Annotated in this window: 18 protein-coding genes; 12 read left to right on the forward strand and 6 right to left on the reverse strand. The window is 61.1% G+C overall.

Annotation, left to right across the window (positions count from 1 at the left end):
- Window positions 1-124 precede the first annotated feature (124 nt).
- Window positions 125-2,545 carry a hypothetical protein gene (locus ACIQ39_RS12400; protein WP_396434914.1) on the reverse strand — a complete coding sequence of 807 codons (2,421 nt, stop codon included), beginning with the start codon at window positions 2,543-2,545 and terminating at the stop codon, window positions 125-127.
- A gap of 648 nt (window positions 2,546-3,193) precedes the next feature.
- Window positions 3,194-3,661 (reverse strand): type II secretion system protein N, encoded by a 468-nt coding sequence (locus ACIQ39_RS12405; RefSeq protein ID WP_396434915.1) that lies wholly within the window; start codon window positions 3,659-3,661, stop codon window positions 3,194-3,196.
- Window positions 3,662-3,682: 21 nt separating this feature from the next.
- Here ACIQ39_RS12405 and gspG point away from each other — a divergent pair, with 21 nt between their 5' ends.
- The 12 genes from gspG (at window position 3,683) to ACIQ39_RS12465 (ending at window position 15,734) form a co-directional block, all read left to right on the forward strand.
- On the forward strand, window positions 3,683-4,156 hold the full coding sequence (gspG, locus tag ACIQ39_RS12410) for a type II secretion system major pseudopilin GspG (RefSeq protein WP_396434916.1): 474 nt from the start codon (window positions 3,683-3,685) through the stop codon (window positions 4,154-4,156).
- Window positions 4,131-4,628 (forward strand): prepilin-type N-terminal cleavage/methylation domain-containing protein, encoded by a 498-nt coding sequence (locus ACIQ39_RS12415; RefSeq protein WP_396434917.1) that lies wholly within the window; start codon window positions 4,131-4,133, stop codon window positions 4,626-4,628. Before gspG ends, ACIQ39_RS12415 begins: the two co-directional genes overlap by 26 nt.
- Window positions 4,625-4,978 (forward strand): type II secretion system minor pseudopilin GspI, encoded by a 354-nt coding sequence (gene gspI / locus ACIQ39_RS12420; RefSeq protein WP_396434918.1) that lies wholly within the window; start codon window positions 4,625-4,627, stop codon window positions 4,976-4,978. Before ACIQ39_RS12415 ends, gspI begins: the two co-directional genes overlap by 4 nt.
- Window positions 4,978-5,754: a type II secretion system protein J gene (locus ACIQ39_RS12425; RefSeq protein WP_396434919.1), complete on the forward strand. Its 777-nt coding sequence runs from the start codon at window positions 4,978-4,980 to the stop codon at window positions 5,752-5,754. The genes gspI and ACIQ39_RS12425 overlap by 1 nt, the downstream gene beginning before the upstream one ends.
- Window positions 5,751-6,731, forward strand: coding sequence for a type II secretion system minor pseudopilin GspK (gene gspK / locus ACIQ39_RS12430; protein ID WP_396434920.1), 981 nt, complete (start codon window positions 5,751-5,753; stop codon window positions 6,729-6,731). Before ACIQ39_RS12425 ends, gspK begins: the two co-directional genes overlap by 4 nt.
- Before the next feature lie 34 nt (window positions 6,732-6,765).
- Window positions 6,766-8,160, forward strand: coding sequence for a type II secretion system protein GspL (gene gspL / locus ACIQ39_RS12435; protein WP_396434921.1), 1,395 nt, complete (start codon window positions 6,766-6,768; stop codon window positions 8,158-8,160).
- Complete coding sequence (gene gspM / locus ACIQ39_RS12440) at window positions 8,157-8,849, forward strand: type II secretion system protein GspM (protein ID WP_396434922.1); 693 nt, start codon at window positions 8,157-8,159, stop codon at window positions 8,847-8,849. The genes gspL and gspM overlap by 4 nt, the downstream gene beginning before the upstream one ends.
- Window positions 8,846-9,667 carry a type II secretion system protein N gene (gene gspN, locus ACIQ39_RS12445; protein WP_396434923.1) on the forward strand — a complete coding sequence of 274 codons (822 nt, stop codon included), beginning with the start codon at window positions 8,846-8,848 and terminating at the stop codon, window positions 9,665-9,667. The genes gspM and gspN overlap by 4 nt, the downstream gene beginning before the upstream one ends.
- Window positions 9,668-9,729: 62 nt before the next feature.
- Window positions 9,730-11,937 carry a type II secretion system secretin GspD gene (gspD, locus tag ACIQ39_RS12450; protein ID WP_396434924.1) on the forward strand — a complete coding sequence of 736 codons (2,208 nt, stop codon included), beginning with the start codon at window positions 9,730-9,732 and terminating at the stop codon, window positions 11,935-11,937.
- Window positions 11,938-11,943: 6 nt separating this feature from the next.
- A complete protein-coding gene (locus ACIQ39_RS12455; protein WP_396434925.1) occupies window positions 11,944-13,350 on the forward strand; it encodes a GspE/PulE family protein in 1,407 nt (468 codons plus the stop codon).
- An 8-nt stretch (window positions 13,351-13,358) separates the two neighbouring features.
- Complete coding sequence (gene gspF, locus ACIQ39_RS12460; RefSeq protein WP_396434926.1) at window positions 13,359-14,597, forward strand: type II secretion system inner membrane protein GspF; 1,239 nt, start codon at window positions 13,359-13,361, stop codon at window positions 14,595-14,597.
- Between the two features lie 237 nt (window positions 14,598-14,834).
- The gene (locus tag ACIQ39_RS12465; RefSeq protein WP_396434927.1) at window positions 14,835-15,734 is read left to right on the forward strand and encodes a 5'-nucleotidase; all 900 of its coding nucleotides are present in this window, start codon (window positions 14,835-14,837) and stop codon (window positions 15,732-15,734) included.
- On the opposite strand, the gene ACIQ39_RS12470 is transcribed toward ACIQ39_RS12465, so the two are convergent.
- From ACIQ39_RS12470 to ACIQ39_RS12485, 4 genes are all read right to left on the reverse strand, one after another.
- A complete protein-coding gene (locus tag ACIQ39_RS12470; RefSeq protein WP_396434928.1) occupies window positions 15,735-16,400 on the reverse strand; it encodes a DUF3299 domain-containing protein in 666 nt (221 codons plus the stop codon).
- A gap of 104 nt (window positions 16,401-16,504) precedes the next feature.
- Entirely contained in the window at window positions 16,505-17,818 is a 1,314-nt protein-coding gene (locus tag ACIQ39_RS12475; RefSeq protein WP_396434929.1) for an ABC transporter permease, read from the reverse strand.
- Window positions 17,815-18,504, reverse strand: a complete 690-nt coding sequence (locus tag ACIQ39_RS12480; protein ID WP_396434930.1) for an ABC transporter ATP-binding protein — start codon at window positions 18,502-18,504, stop codon at window positions 17,815-17,817. The genes ACIQ39_RS12475 and ACIQ39_RS12480 overlap by 4 nt, the downstream gene beginning before the upstream one ends.
- Before the next feature lie 255 nt (window positions 18,505-18,759).
- The coding region (locus ACIQ39_RS12485) for a DMT family transporter (RefSeq protein WP_396434931.1) at window positions 18,760-19,404 on the reverse strand (645 nt) is incomplete at its 5' end.

Genomic DNA, 19,404 nt, shown 5'->3' on the forward strand with positions numbered 1-19,404 from the left:
ACATATGGGCCTCAAGAACTCCCAGAAAACAGGCTCCATTGAATATCAATGTGGGAGTTTTGAACATTGGGAATGACCCTGAAAGCTAGCATTCATGCGGGTTTCAGGGGTTTCTCAGGGACGACTAATTGGTCTTTAAAACACCATGTATGTACAAAGGGTCTTCTGATTTGTAGTTCACATCGAATGGACCAACAAAATTAGGCGAAAGTGGGTTCATAGGGTTGACCCAAGCACTCGATTCAGGCATCACACGAAGCGCTGCAGATTGCAGAGTTGAAGCCAATGGCGTGCATTGAGCTGAATCAATGCTTGGGTAATAGGTCCCTTTGCGAGTCCATTTAACCAAGTATTCTGTGCCGTCGGCCCCCTTGACCATACCCTTGTCGCTCTCCTCATAAGGAACTACAAATTCATGGACCCAGCGCTCAAGGCCTTTGTGCGTGGAACGTGTGCCGTCAGGGTTGTTACAAGCTGCTGATGTTTGAATCGACAGGTCACCGACGTTCTTGCAGGAACCTGGCAGCCACAAACGGCCTTCACCGGGGTATCTGATGGTGGCCGTTTTGTTTCTAAATGAACCAAAGGCAGCGTCATCCTGAGCCCGATAAGTCAAGATCAGGGGCTCAGTGAATTCAACCGTTTTACCTGACGGATCTTTGATGCCCGCAAATTTGTTCCATCGGTTGGTTCCAGTGTCCCAAACATAGTAAGTATCAATATGCTCCTCACCATTTCCACCATTGGCATTGCGTTCACTACCGGTAGGTAAGCCCCTGTTGTATGTACAGAAGGAATCGTTTGAATTGCTGACGGTGCAAGTCATGCTTTCAAGTTTAGATGCTTCGACAAACATGCCCATCCAAGCGTTATTGGGTGGCGACAAAGGGTCAAAAGACATGCTCGGCCAATCTTTCTCCACTTTGGTGAAATCGACAGCCAAATTATCTTTTCTGAAATCACCTGACACATTGTCATAGGTGTAAGGTTCATTCAGCACATCTGTTTTCAGACGATCATAATCAGCTTTGATCGTGGGCACATCTTCAGTACCAACCTCTACCTCATCAAGACATCGGCCAACACAATACAAAGCTTGCGTAGGACCATTGCCTGGGGTGACTTGGGATTGATTGAGCTTGTAAATTTTGACATCACTGCTGGCTACAGGGATGGTCTTATTGGTCAGGTCTGCAAGATGGATCACAAAGTCATTGCTGGCACCAAACTGCCAAGCCCAAATGCGGTATTCATTTCTTTGACTTGCAATCATTAGAGTCAAGAACTCAGAAATTGATTTTTTTATCGGCGTTGCAAGAGCCACAAACTTTTCGTTCGCCGCTGTCCCTGCATCGCGGTGTGTGATAATGAATTTTTGCTCTGCCTGACTCCAATACATCAAGACCTTTTGTCTCGAATTTCTCGGCTTAAACCCATCATCCGTTAAAAATGCATCCTCAACCAAGCGTGGACGCAAGACCAAACCATCTATATTCTCCAATCCAGTTAAAGACTCGTTGGTTATTTTGATCAGTTTTCCATAGGAACCAAATGCGGTGTACACGGTGTTGTCTGCACCGGCACCTACCCGTTTGAAGGTTCCCTCAGTTGCAGCATTACCCGTTCCTTGTAAGCGCACACCATCAAAACCAGCCCAACCCGCTTCTTTGGTTGCAATATTTTGAACCGGGAAACCCCCATTCATTCTGATTTTTTCGCCCGTGTCTTTGTCGTACAACCACCCTTCCCACACTGTACTCAGAACACCCGGCGCTGATCGTGATGGGTTTTTGCAACTGGCAACGTCATTGGTGACATCGCTCAATGCACCAGCAGCAAAAGCAAAATGACCTTGCGTTGTCAAAGCTTCATTGTTGTTCCTCAATTCAATGTAGCGCCCTTGACCACTGAGTTGGTCCGCTGACACGACACCTGATGATCGAATGGTGTAAGGTTGACCCGACCCACTGAAATCATAGAAAAGTTGGTATGCCGTGGGGGACACACGAATGTGGCCCTTCCTGTAACAAGTGTCACCCTGTTGGTGAAGCGCTGTATCAGACCTTCGCTCGACACACCAATCGAGGTCCCAATCGCCAAAGGGTGGCGCGGTGACACTGCCGCCACGAATGCTTGCAGCCATGTAAACATTGCGGGTACCACTGTCCGTATTGGTTTTACCCCACAACTTGATCTTGATCACGTCATTTTCTCTGCTCGGCTGTACCCACAATTGTTCATAACTGGGAGGGGTCACTGTGGACCCGTCATTGGCGACATTGCCAGCTGATTTACAAGCCTCCACATCTAGCCATGCCGCATAAGCCGGAGGGTTGTCGTTCCCAGAGGCCGCAAGGACGTCTTCCACTTTGAGCTTGCTCAAATAACAAGACATGGTTGAAATAATGTCGGAGGCTATGGTTGGAGAGTCTCGATTGACCTCATATTGCCTGTCCGATTTGTAAGCCGAAGAAAGTGCTACTGCTGCAATCACGCCAGTCGTTAATAGACCACTGGTGATGAAGAAAGATTTTTTAGACAACATCGTTGATCCTTTTTTTATTCTTGTGGCGGTACAGCACTCAAGCTCTCAGGTAACTTGAAGGCAGACGGGTTTTGCAAACCCTTGCCCTCCTCTGCACCTCCACCCGCAACACCCCCCCCACCCCCACCCCCACCCCCGCACGCCACCAGCACCGCCGCAGCAGCAGGCAGCAACATCCACTTCATCGCTTGCTTGAACATGAAAGACCCTTTAGTCATAAAAATACTGATCCTGCAATTTTGCTCTTTGAAATTAGTTTTTAGAAGTATTTATTTGTCAGTATTTACCCTTGTAATGATAAAATTTACAAAATTAATATTCTGGCAACGTTGTTCTGAGTTTTTGGGCTCGTTTGTGTTGACCCAGACGATGTCAGACTTGGGTCTGCAGTCCCCTCTTCAGCGCTCGGTGTGCCCTTGTCGATCGCTGCCTTTTTAAGTCAGGTCTGAATGCAAGTCAGGCCGAATGAAGGCCGGTGGCTTTTGGTATTGCCGGGCTGAGAACTGAATTCCGCGCCTTTGCCCGGGATGACTTGGGCGATGGGGATGGCAAGCCCGATGGGGTGACAAGCGCTATGGGGATGATCAGTGTTGCCTGGCTGGCAAAAAAGGCCTGCGAATCAGTCTCAGGGCGCTGGCACCAAGCGGTTCAAGGGGTTTTGTCCTTGCTGGGCAGGGTGAGCGTGAAAGCGGCTGTGCTGGCGGTGCTGACGCCCAACTGCGCTTTTTGGCGTTCAAGGCTTTGCAGCACCAGCCCTTCGGTCACGGTTTGGCCCACTTTGAAGGGCCGGGGTGGCTGGCCGTCGACAGCGATCAAGGCGCTGCCCAAGCCCGAAGCGCCCGCCACCACGCCCAGCAATTCAAAACGCGTGGTTTGCGCGATGTTGACCTCTGGCGCAGGGGCTTGAGCACCCCAGGCGCGCGCCAAATGGGCAGACGATGGCCCGGAGGAGCTCAAGTCGGCGGTCTGCACCTGCGAGGGGCCTGAAATTGCGCTGCCGCTGGGGTAGTTCAGCACCCAAAACACCACGCTGGCTGTGGCCGCGCACCAAAACAATGCAGCCCCAATTGCGGGCCATCGCCGAGCGTTAGCAGATGCAAACAAACTTTGAAACATGGGCAGATTATGATTGAAGGTATGAAAGCACCTGCCCTTCACCCCAGCTCTCCCTTCTTTTCCATCGCTGCCCGCCGAGCGCGTGCGCGCCAACGCGGTTTCACCCTGATTGAGCTGATGGTGGTGCTGGCCATCATTGGTGTTTTGGCCGCGTTGATCGTGCCCAATGTGCTGGGTCGCGCCGATGATGCGCGCATCACCGCTGCCCGCACCGATGTGGGCAACCTGATGCAAGCGCTGAAACTCTACAAACTGGACAACCAGCGCTTTCCGACTGCCGAGCAGGGGCTCAATGCCCTCGTTCTCAAACCCACCACCGAGCCCGTCCCCGGCAACTGGAAGCCGTATCTGGACAAATTGCCCAGAGACCCGTGGGGGCGCGCTTACCAGTTCATGAACCCTGGCATCAAGGGCGAGGTGGATGTGCTGTCCTTTGGTGCAGACGGCCAGGCCGGCGGTGAGGGCAACAATGCCGACCTCGGCAGCTGGCAGTAAACGCCCATGGGCCGCGTCATCGGCCAGATCGCCGGGTTTCACACTGCTGGAGCTTTTGGTGGTGCTGGCCTTGATCGCGGTGGCCACGGCCGGTGTGAGCCTGTCTTTGCGCGACAGCGCCGACAGCGCCTTGGAACGCGATGCCGAACGCTTGGCCGTGCTGCTGGAAACCGGCCGCGCTCAAGCCCGCGCCAGCGGCTTGCCTGTGGTCTGGCGCACTCAAGACAAGTCTGGCCAAGTGCAAAGCTTTGTTTTTGAAGGTTTGCCGCCGCCCGGCCTGCCGCAAAACTGGTTGACCGAAAGCACCCGGGCCGCGCCCGGCAGTGCCATCACCTTGGGGCCAGAGCCTTTGATTGAGCCTCAAGCCGTGGCCTTGTCGACTCCGCAATCCCCCGGCCAGCGGCTGTGGGTGGTGACCGACGGTCTGCGTCCCTTCAAGGTGCAAAGCACGCGCGAAAAGGCCTCACCATGAAGCAGCGCGGTTTCACCCTGATTGAGGTGTTGGTGGCTTTGGGCATCACGGCGCTGGCACTCATGGCGGGGCTGCAGGCCACGGGCTCGCTCAGCCGCAACGCCGAGCGCCAGACCGTGAGCATGCTGGGCCAAATTTGCGCCGACAACCAACTCATTGCGCTGCGTTTACGCAGGCAATTGCCAGACACGGGCAACACCCGTGTGGAGTGCACGCAGGCTGGGCGCTTGCTGCAGGTCGAGGTGTCGGTGCGGCCCACGCCCAACCCCAACTTCAGGCGCGTCGATGCGCGGGTGCTGGACCAAGGGGCCTACGTGCTGCAGGTATCCACCGTGATGGGGCGCAACTGATGGCAACACGGCCTCAAGCCTCGCGTGGCTTCACCCTGATCGAGGTGTTGGTCGCCATCAGCGTGATGGCCTTGATGAGCCTGCTGGCGTGGCGCGGGATCGACGGCATGCTGCGCACGCAAAGCAGCTTGCAAAACCGCTCGGATGACATCCGCACTTTGCAAGCCGGGCTGGCCCAATGGCAGACCGACTTGGACCAATTGGCCGAGTTGCCCGGCACACCCAGCTTTGACTGGAACGGCCAAGTGCTGCGCCTGACACGCCGCTCTGCCCATGCCTCCCTGGCAGGCAATCTGCCCACCCAAGCGCCCAGCGTGCGTGTGGTGGCCTGGACTTGGCGCAGTGACCCCGGTCGCCCCGGTGGCGGCGATTGGCAACGCTGGCAATCGGCCCCCTTGAGCCAGCAACAAGACTGGCGAAACGCATGGGCACTGGCGCAGCAATGGGGCCAGACACCCACCAGCAACACGCGCGCCGGGCAAGTTCAGATTCACCCTTTGGCAGGCTGGCAACTCTTTGTGCACCGGGGTGGCAGTTGGGCCAACCCCTTGTCGAGCGATGCCGTGACACCCGTCAACCCGAGCGGCAACGCACGCCAGGCCAGCGGTATCAACAACTCAAGCAACAATACGGTCGTCTCGACAGGCATCAGCCCCGTGGCTGCCGTGACCCCGGACGCCGTGCGCTTGGTGCTCAGCCTGCCCCCCGGGCCCACCGGGTCGGGCAGCTTGACCCTGGACTGGGTGAACCCCACATTGTCGGGGACGGCCTCATGAAACAGCTTGCACAGCGCCAACGCCTGCGCCAACGCGGTGCTGCCTTGCTGACGGCCATGCTCACCGTGGCTTTGGTGGCCACTTTGGCCAGCGCTGCGTTGTGGCAACAGTGGCGGCAAGTCGAAATCGAAATCGCCGAGCGCGGACGCAGCCAGACCGCGTGGATGATGACGGGCATGCTCGACTGGACGCGTTTGATCCTGCGCGAAGACGCCCGATCGGCACAAGGCGCGGCGGCCGACCACTTGGGCGAACCTTGGGCTTTGGTGGTGCAAGAGTCCAAGCTGTCCACCTTTTTGTCACAAGACCAGCAGTGGCGAGAAGGCGATGCCGAGGTCTTTTTGTCGGGCCAAATCACCGACGCGCAATCGCGCATGAACGTGATGAACCTGATCGTGAATGGCCAAATTTCACCCCCGGTGCTGGCCCGATTTGCAGCCCTGTTTGAGCGCCTCGGCTTGCCGCTGGGCGAGCTGCAAACCTTGGCGCAGCAACTGCAAAGCAGCCTGCAAACGGAGCAGACAGACCAAGGTCGCAACAGCGCTGTGCCCAACAACGCGCCCTTGCAGCCTTTACAAACGGCCCAATTGGCTTGGCTGGGGCTGTCGCCGCGCACTTTGGCCGTGCTGCAAGACCACATCACCCTGTTGCCCGAGACCACGCCCGTGAACCTGAACACCGCCTCGGCCGAGGTGCTGTCTGCGGTGCTACCCGGCTTGGACTTGGCCTCTGCCCGGCAAGCCGTGGCCCTGCGCCAGCGCGGCCACTGGGCCAACTTGAAGGATGCCCAAACCGCACTCGGCCCAGTCGGCAGCTTGTTGGATGAAAAACAGCACAGTGTGCAAAGCCAGTTCTTTCAGGTGCAAGGACGCATGCGCATCGACAACGTGGTGCAACAAGAGACCATACTTGTACAGCGCGAGAGCAACCAAGTGCGCATGCTGTGGCGTGTGCAAAGCCCTCAGCAAAGCCTGTAACCAAGTCACGACACGCCCCTACAATGACCCGCTCATGCGCACCCTGATCATTCAACTGCCGACGGGCCTGCCCAGCCCAGCTCTAGCCTACGCCCACACCCAGGTGACGCAGGCCCAGGCCGAATCGGGCAAGCCCCCACTGAGCTTGAAATGGGCCGCGCCCAGCTTGCTGCCCAGCGCTGAGCGGCACACCGAAACCGTGGCCTTGGTTCCCGCCTCGGCCCTGTCTTGGCACCGTGTGGATTTGCCTGCGGGTCTGCACAAACAGGCCACCCGATTGCATGCGGCCTTGCATGGACTGCTCGAAGACCGCTTGCTCGATGACACGGCCCAGTTGCACATGGCCTTGCAAGCCGACTGGCAAAACATGCCCCGACCCTGGGTGGCGGTGTGCGATCTGGTTTGGCTGAGTGCGCACCTGCAAACGCTGGAACAAGCGGGTTTGACGGTGCACCGCATCGTGCCCGAGTTGAGCCCGGGCAAGGCATCCAACCTGCCCAGCATGACCGCCTTGGGCGACGCCGAATCGGGCAGCATGTGGTTTTGCCACCCCGAGCTTGGCGTATGGAGTTTGCCTTTATCAGCCCTGGGTGCAGACACGCGACACGCACCGGAGGCTGGGCACGCACACAGCCGGGCAAGCACCGGCTTGACTGAAACAGCGCTTGACCAAGCCGTGCTGCAAGCCGAGCCCGGGGCCGTGGCTTTGGCCTCGCAAATTTTGGGGCGCAGTGTGCAGCTGATGCCCCCGGCGCAGCACTGGTTGACTGCTGCCGCTGCCGATTGGGACTTGGCGCAATGGAGCCTGCGGGCCAACGCCCGCACCCGCCATCTGAAAAATTGGCAACGCGGAGCCAGCCATTTTTGGCACAGCCCCACTTGGCGTGCGGCGCGGTGGGGCTTGTGGCTGCTGCTGGCCAGCCAACTGGTCGGCCTGAACGCCTGGGCTTGGAAAACCCGCGCCGACTGGCAAATCCAACAAGACAGTTGGGCACTCCTGTTGCGCGACACCTTTGCACAAACCACCTTGGTGATCGACGCCCCCTTGCAAATGGCCCAGCAAGTCGAGCGCTTGCGCCAAAGCTCTGGCCAGCTGCGCGCGGACGATCTGGAGTCGATGCTGTCGGCTTTGGGCCAAGCCTTGCCCCCCACCTTGGCGGCCCCACAAGAATGGTCTTTTCAGCCCGGGCAATTGCGTTTGCCAGCCTGGCCAGCCGCTGCCGCGCAAGCCCAAGCGCTGCAACAAAGCCTGCGTCCACTGGGTTACGACTGGCGCGCCCAAGGCGATGGCTGGGTCATGACCGTGAATGCCCAAACCCCTGCCAACGCTGGCACGCCTTCGGTGCCCAATCCGAATGCTTCGGCTGCTTCGGCTGCTTCGGCTGCTTCGGCTGACGCCGCTACTGCGGCAGTGGAGGCTCGACCATGAGCAGCTTGCACCCGAAATCGACCCTGGCCTCGGCCAACACATCGGCAGGGAGTCAGCAGCGACCTGCCTGGCTGGGCCAATGGCAAAACACCTGGCAAAGCAGCTGGCGCCAACGCAGCCCACGCGAACAGCAACTCTTGCTTGTGGGCGGCTTGGTGCTGACCGGGGCCGCTATTTGGAGCCTGGCCTTGGCCCCGGCGCTGCGCACTTGGCAAGAGGCACCGGCCAAACAGGCCCAACTGGACGAACAAAGCCAGCGCATGCGGCAACTGCAAGCGCAGGCCCAAAGCTTGCAAAAACCGCAAACCCTCTCGCGCGCCGAGGCCAGCCAATGGCTTGAAAAAAACCTGAGCGATTTGGGCCCCAACGCCCAAATCCAGCTGCAAGACGACCGCGCCACCTTGCGTCTGCAAGCGGCCCCGGCAGATGCCTTGGCCCGCTGGCTGCGCCAAGCGCGAGAAAACGCCCAAGCCCTGCCCCTGCAGGCCGACATGCAAGGTGCCGAAACCGCCTTGCCCAACAGACCCGCTTTAGCGCCCGCAGCCAGCGCGCCGGTCAAGCCCTTGGGGTCCGCTGGGCAGATCGCGTCCACCGCTCAGATTCAGCCCCAAGCACCCAACACAGCCACCCCGCCACAGACTCAGGGTGAAGCCCTTTGGCGCGGCTCCATTGTCTTGCGCTTGCCATGACCGCCCGCCACGCCGCACCCACCTCAAGCCAAGGCCCAGCCGCCAGTGCATGGCGCTTTGCCATGGGCGGTGCCCTGCTGGGTTTGGCGATGGCATTGCTGACCTGGGCACCGGCCCGTTGGTTGGCCTGGGGCGTGGCGCAGACCACCCAAGGCCAAGTGCAATGGCACAACGCCAGGGGTTCGGTGTGGCAAGGCTCGGCCCAATTGGTGCTGAGCGGTGGCAGCGGCAGCCGCGACCCACAAGCCCTGCCCGGGCGACTGCACTGGACGCTGGCCCCCACTTGGAACGGCCTGCGCTTGGGCTGGCGCGCCGACTGTTGCATCACCGAAGCCGCCAGCCTGCACCTGGGTCTGGGCTGGAACGCCCTGACGCTCAGGGCCAGCGACCACACCTCCCTTTGGCCAGCCGCCTTGCTAACGGGTTTGGGCGCACCTTGGAACACGCTGCGAGTCGAGGGCCAATTGCAGCTGCGCACCCAAGCGCTGCAGCTGCACTGGGCGCAAGGGCGCTTGCAAATGCAAGGTTTGGCCGAACTGAACCTGCAAGACATGCACTCGCGCTTGAGCCCCGTCAAACCCATGGGCAGTTACCGCGTCGCCCTGACCGGCACCCCCGAAGGCACGCCCACGCCGGGCTTGGACCTGAGCACACTGCAAGGCCCCTTGCTGCTGTCGGGCCAAGGCCAATGGGTCGGCCAGCGCCTGCGCTTTACCGGCGAGGCCCGCGCCGCCGAGGGCCATGAGGCCGCTTTTGACAACTTGCTCAACATCTTGGGCCGCCGCCAAGGCGCGCGCAGCCTGCTGTCTTTGGGATGAACCCGTTTCACCCTCAGACCCCATTGCTTCCACTGCAACCACCGATTCAAGACCTCCACACCATGAACGACTTTGCCCACATGCGCCCCTTGAACCATGCCCGCCGGGCTCGCAGCGCTTTGGCCCTGGCCTGCCTGGCGACACTGGGCTGGCTCGCGCCCGGGGTGCATGCCCAAAGCGCGGACAAGCCCGCCGCCAACCCACCGGCCCTCAAGGCCTCGCGCCGGGAACCCGTCACACTCAATTTTGTGAACGCCGAGATCGAGGCCGTGGCCCGCACCTTGGCCACCTTGTCGGGGGCCAACGTGGTGGTGGACCCGCGCGTCAAAGGCACGATGTCGCTGTCGAGCAACCTGCCGGTGCCCCCAGCGCAGGCCCTGCGCTTGTTTGCAGCGCAGCTGCGCACCCAGGGCTTTGCTTTGGTGGAGTCGGCCGGGCTTTATACCGTGGTGCCCGAGGCCGAGGCCAAGCTGCAAAGCAGCACGGTGTCTGCAGGCGCAGTGCCCGCCAGCAGCGGGCAAATCGTGACGCAAATTTTTCACCTCAACCACGAAAACGCCAACAACTTGGTGCCGGTGCTGCGCCCACTCATCAGCCCCAACAACACCATCAACATCAACCCCGGCACCAACGCTTTGGTGATCACGGACTACACCGACAACCTGCAGCGCTTGGCGCGCATCATCGCCGCGCTCGATGTGTCCAACGCCACGGGCGTCGAAGTCATGCGTTTGCAGCACGGCATTGCCGGTGACGTGGCCGCCATGGTGCAGCGCCTGATGGACTCGGGCGCAGCGGCGGGCGCACCTGCTGCGCAGGGCCAGTCAGACAACTCGTTCAAAACCACGGTGCTGCCCGAAGTGCGCACCAATTCGCTGATCGTGCGCGCGGCCAACCCGGCGCGCCTGGCCCTGGTGCGCAGCTTGGTGGCGCAACTCGACCAGCCCAGCGCCGCAGGCCCGGGCGCGGCCAGTGGCAACATCCATGTGGTGTACCTGAAAAACGCCGATGCCACCAAACTCGCCACCACCTTGCGCGCCGCCATCGCGGGCGAGGCGCGCAGCGGTGCGTCCACCAGTGCAGCGCCGGGCAGCCCGGCTGCAGCAGGTGGGGGTGCTGCGGCTGGCAGCCTCGGCGCCTCAGCTCAGCCATCCACTGGCGGCCAGATCCAAGCCGATCCGGCCACCAACGCCCTCATCATCAGCGCCCCCGAACCGCAATACCGCCAGCTGCGTGCGGTGATCGACATGCTCGACCAACGCCGCGCCCAAGTGTTTGTCGAAAGCCTGATCGCCGAAGTCAGCACCGACAAGGCTGCAGAGTTTGGCGTGCAGTGGATGAGCGGCACCGGCAACAGCGGCAGCGCCGTGGGTTTGCTGGGCAGCAACTTCAACGTGGGCGGCGTCAACGTGTTTGACCTGGCCGCTGGCGTGGCCGCGGGCACGCCCGTGCTGGCGCCAGGCTTCAACCTGGCGCTGGGCCAGCGGCGCAATGGCGTGTTGGCCTTGGGCGCGCTGGCGCGGTTTTTGCAGACCGACGGCGACTCCAACGTGCTGTCTACGCCCAACTTGCTCACGCTGGACAACGAAGAAGCCAAAATCGTGATTGGCCAAAACGTGCCCTTTGTCACGGGCCAGTACACGGCCAACAACAGCAACAGCGGCGCGGTCAACCCCTTTCAGACCATTGAGCGCAAAGACGTGGGTCTGACGCTGCGGGTCAAGCCCCAAATCAGCGAAAACGGCACCATCAAAATGCAGATCTTTCAAGAGGTCAGCAGCATTGACACGCGCAGCTCGTCCACGGCTGGCCTGATCACCAACAAGCGCTCCATCGAGTCCAGCGTGTTGGTGGACGACGGTGCCATCGTGGTGCTGGGCGGTTTGCTGCAAGACGACACCACCAACAGCCAAGAAAAGGTGCCCGGTTTGGGCGACATTCCCCTGTTTGGCAATCTGTTCAGGGCTGAATCTCGCAGCCGCAAAAAAACCAACTTGATGGTCTTTTTGCGCCCGGTGGTGGTGCGCGATGGCGCAGCCTCCGACGCATTGAGCAGAGGGCGTTATGAGCAAATGCGCCTGAACCAGCAAAGCTTTCAACCTGTGGCCACCGACGCCATGCCCGTGGCAGGTGCAGCCGAGCTGCCGCCATTGCCGCCTGTTGAGGTGACGCCTGTTGAGGTGACGCCTGTTGAGGTGACGCCTGTGCCACCTGCATCACCTGTGATGCCCACCATGCCAGCCACTGCGCCCGCGACCCGTTTACCCTGAGCCCCCATGCGCCACCCTTTGCCCTACGCATTTGCCCGCACCAGCCGCCTGCTGCTGGAAGATGACGGCCAACGCCTGAACTTGCTTTGGTGCGACGAAAGCGACCACTCGGCCCTGTCCGAAGTGACGCGCAAGTTTGCCGCACACAGCCTGCACAGGGAGCACACCGAACTGCACGAACTGCTGCAACGCCTGCACCAAGCCTATGCAGGCGGTCAAGCGCATGGCGCGTCGACCGCCGCTGCGGTGGTCAACGAAGTCGAGTCCGAAGCCGACCTCTCGCGCATGATGCAGGACCTGCCAGCGGTAGAGGATTTGCTGGAGGCCAGCGACGATGCACCCATCATCCGCATGCTCAACGCCTTGCTCACCCAGGCCGCACGCGACGGGGCCAGCGACATCCACATCGAACCGTATGAGCGCCACTCCAGCGTGCGCTTTCGCATCGACGGCACGCTGCGCGAAGTGGTGCAACCCAACCGCGCCCTGCACGCCGCCCTCATTTCGCGCCTGAAGATCATGGCCGAACTCGACATCGCCGAAAAACGCCTGCCCCAAGACGGCCGCATCAGCCTGCGCCTGGGCACGCGTGCGGTCGATGTGCGCGTGTCCACCCTGCCCAGTGCGCACGGCGAACGCGCCGTGCTGCGCCTGCTCGACAAAAGCGAGGCCCGCTTGACGCTGGAGGCCGTGGGCATGCAAGGGCGTGTGCTGCAGCAAGTGGACCAACTCATCGGCCAACCGCACGGCATTTTGCTGGTGACCGGCCCCACGGGTTCGGGCAAAACCACCAGCTTGTACGCTGCGCTGCAACGCTTAGACGCCACGCGCAACAACATCATGACCGTGGAAGACCCGATCGAATACGAACTGAACGGCGTGGGCCAAACGCAGGTCAACGCCAAGATCGACCTGACATTTGCCAAAGCCTTGCGCGCCATCTTACGGCAAGACCCGGACGTGATCATGATCGGTGAAATTCGCGACTTTGAGACGGCACAAATCGCCATCCAGGCCTCACTCACGGGCCACCTGGTGCTGGCCACGCTGCACACCAACGACGCGAGCAGCGCCGTCACGCGGCTGACCGACATGGGCGTGGAGCCTTTTTTGCTCAGCTCGTCTTTGCTGGGCGTGTTGGCCCAGCGCCTGGTGCGCAAGCGCTGCACCGCTTGCCAGGGTGCGGGCTGCGAGGCCTGCGGCCAAACCGGTTACGCCGGGCGCACCGGTATTTTTGAGTTGCTGGTGGCCAGCGACGAGATCCGCGCCCAGATCCACAACCGTGCGGCCGAATCCGATTTGCGCACCACCGCCTTGCAGCAAGGCATGGTGCTGATGCGCGAGGACGGCCAGCGCTTGGTCGATGCGGGCATCACCAGCGCCGAAGAACTGCTGCGCGTCACGCGCGACTGATCGGCCCCATGCCCGCCTACCGTTTTGAAGCCCTGCAAGCCGACGGCGCTATGCGCCAAGGCACGCTCGAAGCCGACAGCCTCAAATCAGCCCGCACCCAGTTGCGCGCGCAATCGCTGGTGCCCTTGGTTGTAGAGGCCATTGCCTCGGGCTCAGCGCATGAAGCGGCGGCTGGCTTGCCTTGGTGGCAACGCCCGATCGGCGGCGGCCGCGCTTTCAGCACCAGCCAACGCGCGGTGTGGACACGCCAACTGGCCAGCCTGGTGGGCAGTGGTTTGCCGGTCGAGCGCGCCTTGGCTGCCTTGACCGAAGAGGCCGAAAACGACCCGCAACGCCACCTGCTGGCCGCCATTCGCGCCGAAGTCAACTCGGGCAGCACCCTGGGCCTGGCACTGGCGCAATACCCCAACGAGTTTCCGGCGATTGACCGCGCCGTGATCGCAGCGGGCGAGCAAAGCGGCCATTTGTCTGTGGTGCTGAACCAACTGGCCAACGACCTGGAGGACCAACAAGTGCTGCGCTCCAAACTGCTGTCGGCCTCGCTCTACCCTGCCATCGTGAGCTTGGTGGCCTTGGCGATTGTGATTTTTTTGGTCACCTCGGTGGTGCCACAAGTGGCCGGGGTGTTCGCAGGCACCCAACGGCAGTTGCCCGGCCTGACGCTGGCCATGCTGGCCCTCAGTGACTTTGTACGCACCTGGGGATGGTTCATGCTTTTGCTGCTGGCAGGGGGGGCCATCGCCTTTCGCATGGCCATGCGCCAAGCTGCGCTGCGTTTGCGTTTTGACGCCGCTTGGCTGCGCCTGCCCCTGATCGGGCGGCTGGCACGCGGCTACAACAGCGCCCGCTTTGCCTCCACGCTGGCCATGCTCACAGCCGCTGGCGTGCCCATTCTCAAAGCCTTGCAGGCGGCGGCCGACACGCTGTCCAACCAAGCGCTGCGCGCCGACGCCCTGGAAGCCCTGGTGCGCGTGCGCGAAGGCGCACCGCTGGGCACGGCACTGGCGCAAAACGCCCGCTTTCCCAGCCTGCTGTCCATGTTTGCACGCCTGGGCGAACAAACCGGCCAGCTGCCCGTGATGCTGCAACGCGCCGCAACGCAAATGTCATCCGAGGTGCAACGCCGCGCCATGGCCTTGGCCACCGTGCTCGAACCCCTGCTGATCGTGGCCATGGGCGGCATGGTCATGCTGATCGTGTTGGCGGTGCTGATGCCCATCATGCAACTGAACCAGTGGGTGAAGTAAGCCGCCAGCTTCGCCGCTGGACAAGGGTTTCGCCACATTTGCGAGCAGCTTTCAACATGAGTCGATTGGTGAGACTTGCCCTTCTTCAAAAAACGAGTGAGTGGATGAGCAGGCTTGCCTTTGCATCCTGGCACTCGCTTGCTGCAAACCGCAAGCCTCACAGGGCGCGGCGCACTTGGGACGGGGAAGTCCCTTTCATTTGTTAGGCTTTGCCCTTTTGAACAACAGGTCACAGACATGCCCACATCCCTTGAAGGCCAACTGGTCGTCGCCATTTCATCGCGCGCCCTGTTTGATTTTGAAGAAGAAAACCGCTTGTTTGAGCAAGGCGACGACCGGGCTTACATGAAGCTGCAGCTCGAACGCCTGGAGGCCCCGGCCAAGCCCGGCGTGGCTTTTTCGCTGGTGCGCAAGCTGCTGGCGTTCAACGATGCCGATGCGCAGCGGGTGGAGGTGGTGATCCTCTCGCGCAACGACCCGGTCTCGGGCATGCGGGTGTTTCGCTCGGCCCAGCATTACGGCTTGCCGATTCAGCGCGGCAGCTTCACCCGGGGCCAGCCGCCATGGCGTTACCTCAAACCCCTCAACGCCAACTTGTTTTTGTCCACCCATTTGTCGGATGTGCGCGCCGCTTTGGGCGCGGGCGTGCCGGCTGCGCAGGTGTACCCGCATTCGGCTCTGGCCTCTGAGGCGCATCCACACGAGGTGCGCATCGCATTTGACGGTGACGCGGTGCTGTTTTCAGACGAGGCCGAACGCGTGTTCCAGGCCGAGGGCTTGTCGGCGTTTCAAAAGCACGAAAGCGACAAGGCCGGACAGCCCTTGTTGGCCGGGCCTTTCAAGCCGCTGCTGCACGCGCTGCACCAGCTGCAACAAGCGGGCACGCCCGCCATGCGGGTGCGCACGGCGCTGGTCACGGCCCGCAGTGCCCCGGCGCACGAGCGCGCCATCCGCACCTTGATGGACTGGAACATTGAGGTGGACGAGGCCATGTTTTTGGGCGGCTTGCCCAAGGGCGAGTTTTTGCGCGAGTTTGAACCCGACTTTTTCTTTGACGACCAGACCGGCCACATCGAGTCGGCAGCGCGCCATGTGCCCTCGGGGCATGTGGTCTCGGGCGTGTCCAACCCCGATTGATCAGCGCTTTTTTTCCTCGTAGGGCGTGACGGCTTGGGCGTCGATGCGGTAACTGGCCACGCCCATGTGCGAGTCGGTTTTGGTGGCACTCAGGTGGCCTGAGGTCCAGACCACATCCATCAGGCGCAGGTTTTTGGCCGGTTTGTCCAGCAGCACATGCACGATCTGGTTGGCCGGTGGCGGCGGCGAGTGCACGCAAGCGCCAAAGTAAGGCACCAGCAAAAACTCTTTGATGCCCGTGGCCAAATCATCGAGCGGCACCACATAGCCCGGCAAACGCACGTTTTGGCCCAGTATCAGAGGGTTGATGGGCGCGTTGTCCCACATCTTGCGCATTTTTTTCAGCGCCTCTTGGGCCTTGGGGTCGTTGTCTTGGAGGCTTTCCAAGTTCAGCGCCTTGAGGTCTTTGTAAGGGTCCCAGCCCGCGGGGATCAGCTGCTCCCACGCGATGGTGCGCACAGGCCCGGGCAGCTTGGCACCCAGTGGCGCAGCCTCAGAAGACAGGGCGGGTTGGACTTGGGGCACGGTGTCGCGCACGCTGTCGCTGAGGCTTTGCGCTTGTGCAGACACGGTGAGCAGCGCAAAGTACAGAACACAAGCGTAGCTACAAGCGTGCCTGCACACCTGCCCACTGAAGATGGGCTTGCCCTTTGATGTTGGTTTCATGCTCAGACTCCCTGTGTTTTTTTGACTCGATCCATTTTGCAGCAACCCATCGGCTGGCCCAGCAGGCCCCGACACCCATGCTGGGCACGCGCTGGGCACGCACATCACACACGCGGCGACAAACCATCGGCCAATGACAGCCGATAAGCACGCCAAGCTGGCCCCAAACTGGCCAGCAACCCAGCCCAAACCAGTGCGCCAGCCAGCAGCCATTGCGTGGGCAAGGGTGCGGCCATTTGCAAACGGATGCCCAGCGACTGTTGCAACCAAGTGGTGCTCAAGGCCATGCCCAAATGGGCCACCAACAGGCCCAACAAGACCCCGGCACAGGTGACCCAAACGCCCTCCAGCGTGAGCAAGCCCAGCACATGGCGTGGTGCCGCCCCCACGGCGCGCAGCACGGCAAGTTCGCGGCGTCGCTCGTTCAACCCGGCCAACACCACGGCCATGAGCGAGACCACGCTCACCAAGGCCACCAAAGCCGACACCGCCAACAACGCGTTTTCGCCCACCGCCAAGACCGCCCACAGCTCGCCCAGCGCCACACCCGGCATGACGCCCATCAGCGCCTCGGCTTCGTAAAAATTCACAAAACGCTGCACGTTGAACACGGCTGCACGGCTTTTCAGACCCACCAAAACGGCTGTGACCTCTTCGGGCTCCAAGTTGAATTTGCGCGCCTGATCGGCCGGAATCTGTCCACCCGGCATGGGTGTGCCCGCCACCCAGTCCAGGTGAATGGCTTCAAGCGCCTTCAGGCTCACTTGCACCGAACGGTCAACCGGGGTACCCGTGGCGGCCAAAATGCCCACCACCTTAAAGGGCTTGTCGGCGTGCTCGTCTGCCGTTGCGCTGCTGTCGTCTTGGGCGTGCTCATGCTCATGCCCGTGGTCGTGCATGCCGTGGCCCAGCGTGATGCTTTGGCCCAAGCCATAGCCCATTTTGCGCGCCACCTCAGCCCCAATCACCGCTTCGTAAAGGCCATCGAGCGTGTCCGCAAAGGGCACGCCTTGTTGCAAAACCAGGGGCTGTTTGTCGCCATAAGCAAAGTGCTCAAAAAATGCGGGCGTTGTGCCCAACACAGGAAAGCCCCGGTGCGAGTCGCCCAAACTCAAGGGCACCACCCAAGACACCGAGCGCTGCTGCGCCACGGCGCGCACGCTGTCCATGCTCATGCTTTGCGGCACGCTGCCAATATGAAAGACGGAAAACAGCATCAACTGCACCGGGCTGCTGCGGGCACCCACAATCAAATCCACCCCACTGACCGATTGTGCAAAACTGCTGCGGATGTCGTGGCGCAAACGCTCCAAGGTCCAAAGCAATGCGGTGGCCAAGGCCAGCGAAATGACCACCCAAAGCAAGGTGCTGCGACGGTTCCAGGCGCTTTGCCTGGCGATGCTCAAAAGGCTGTTCATGCGCTCGCTCCTGTGGCTTGCAAGTCAGGCAAGGACCATTGCACCTGAAAGCGCGCCGCTTGTTGAGCGTCGTGGCTGACACACACCAAAGTGCTGCCAGCATCGCGCGCGGCCTGCAACAACAAGTCCATGAAGTCGTGGCGCAAAGCCGCATCCAGTGCCGAAGTGGGCTCGTCGGCCAAGATCAATTCAGGCTGACCGATCAAGGCACGGGCCGCCGCCACGCGTTGCTGCTGGCCAACCGACAAAGCGTCAGCTCGGCGTGCCCACAGGGTCTCGGCCAAACCCATGCGTTGCAGCCAATTTTGGGCCGCCGCTACAGCGCCGCCACCGTCTGCACAGCGTGCACTGCGCAGCTTTGAAAAACGGCACGGCAAAGTCACGTTGTCGAGCACGCTCAAATAGGGCAAGAGGTTGAACTGCTGAAATACCACGCCCACGTGGTCGGCCCGAAACGCGTCGCGCTGACCCGAGGGCAAAGCGGCCCAGTCTTGCCCCAGCAACGAGACACGGCCCTGCCGAGGCGACAACACGCCCGCCAACAAGCCCAACAAGGTGCTCTTGCCGCAGCCACTGGGGCCGTGCAAAAAAGCAGTCTGGCCACGGTCCAAGTGCAAACGGCCCAACACCAGCGTGTCGGGCCCTTTTTGGGACCAAGCGAATCGCAATGGTTCTATGTCGATCACAAAATCCCCCTGATAGGCTTGTCACGGTGGTCGCGAAACCGCATTGGCGTTGAAGCAACACGCTTTTTGTCCAGGCTCAGCCGGTTTGTTCGGCACAGCACAAGCCCCAATAGCTCGCTTCGTGCCTCGCGCTGACGGCGGGATGAACCTCACTGCGAGGCGCGCGCAGCGGCGCGGCAGTCGGCGCGACGCTTGGTGTGTGCTTGCAGGCGCTGGCTGCACCAAGAAGGGGGCCAATATAACTGGTCAAATGCCTCAGGGGGTCTTTCTCTGGCTTTCTCTGCGGGCAATCCACACCGTGGCCCACAAGATCACAAATGCGCCCAACCAAGTGGACCGGCTGGGCACATCGCCAAAGACCAGCCAGCCCAAGATGGAGGCCCAGACCAGGTCCAAAAAACGCAGCGATTGGGTGGCCGAAATGTCGGCCAGAACAAAGGCACGCGTCAGGCAATAGTGGGCCAGTGTCCCCAGCACCCCGGTGGCGGCAAAGCCCATCCACTGCATCACGGTGGGGGCCTGCCAGTTGGGCAGTGCCATCGGCAGGCTCAAAACCGTGACCGTCAATGCCTGCCACAGCACAATGACACCGGCCTTTTCGTAACGCGTGAGGGCTTTGGTGATGAGGAAAGAGGCCGCAAACACCGGTGCCGACGCCAGCATGACCAGGTTGTACCAACCCCCATCACCCGTCATTTTGGGCAGCACCACCACCAATACGCCCGCAAAACCGATGACGGCAGCGATCCAGCGGTCTTTGCGCATGGGCTCGCCCAAAAACCAAGCTGCACCCATCATGATGAAGATGGGCCCTGTGAATCCGATCGCGGTCATGTCGGCCAAGGGAATTTTGGGCAATGCGGTGAACCACAAAACAAGGCCCAGCGTGTGCACTGCGCC

Source organism: Limnohabitans sp., assembly GCF_044361645.1.
Classification (GTDB): Bacteria; Pseudomonadota; Gammaproteobacteria; order Burkholderiales; family Burkholderiaceae_C; genus Limnohabitans_A.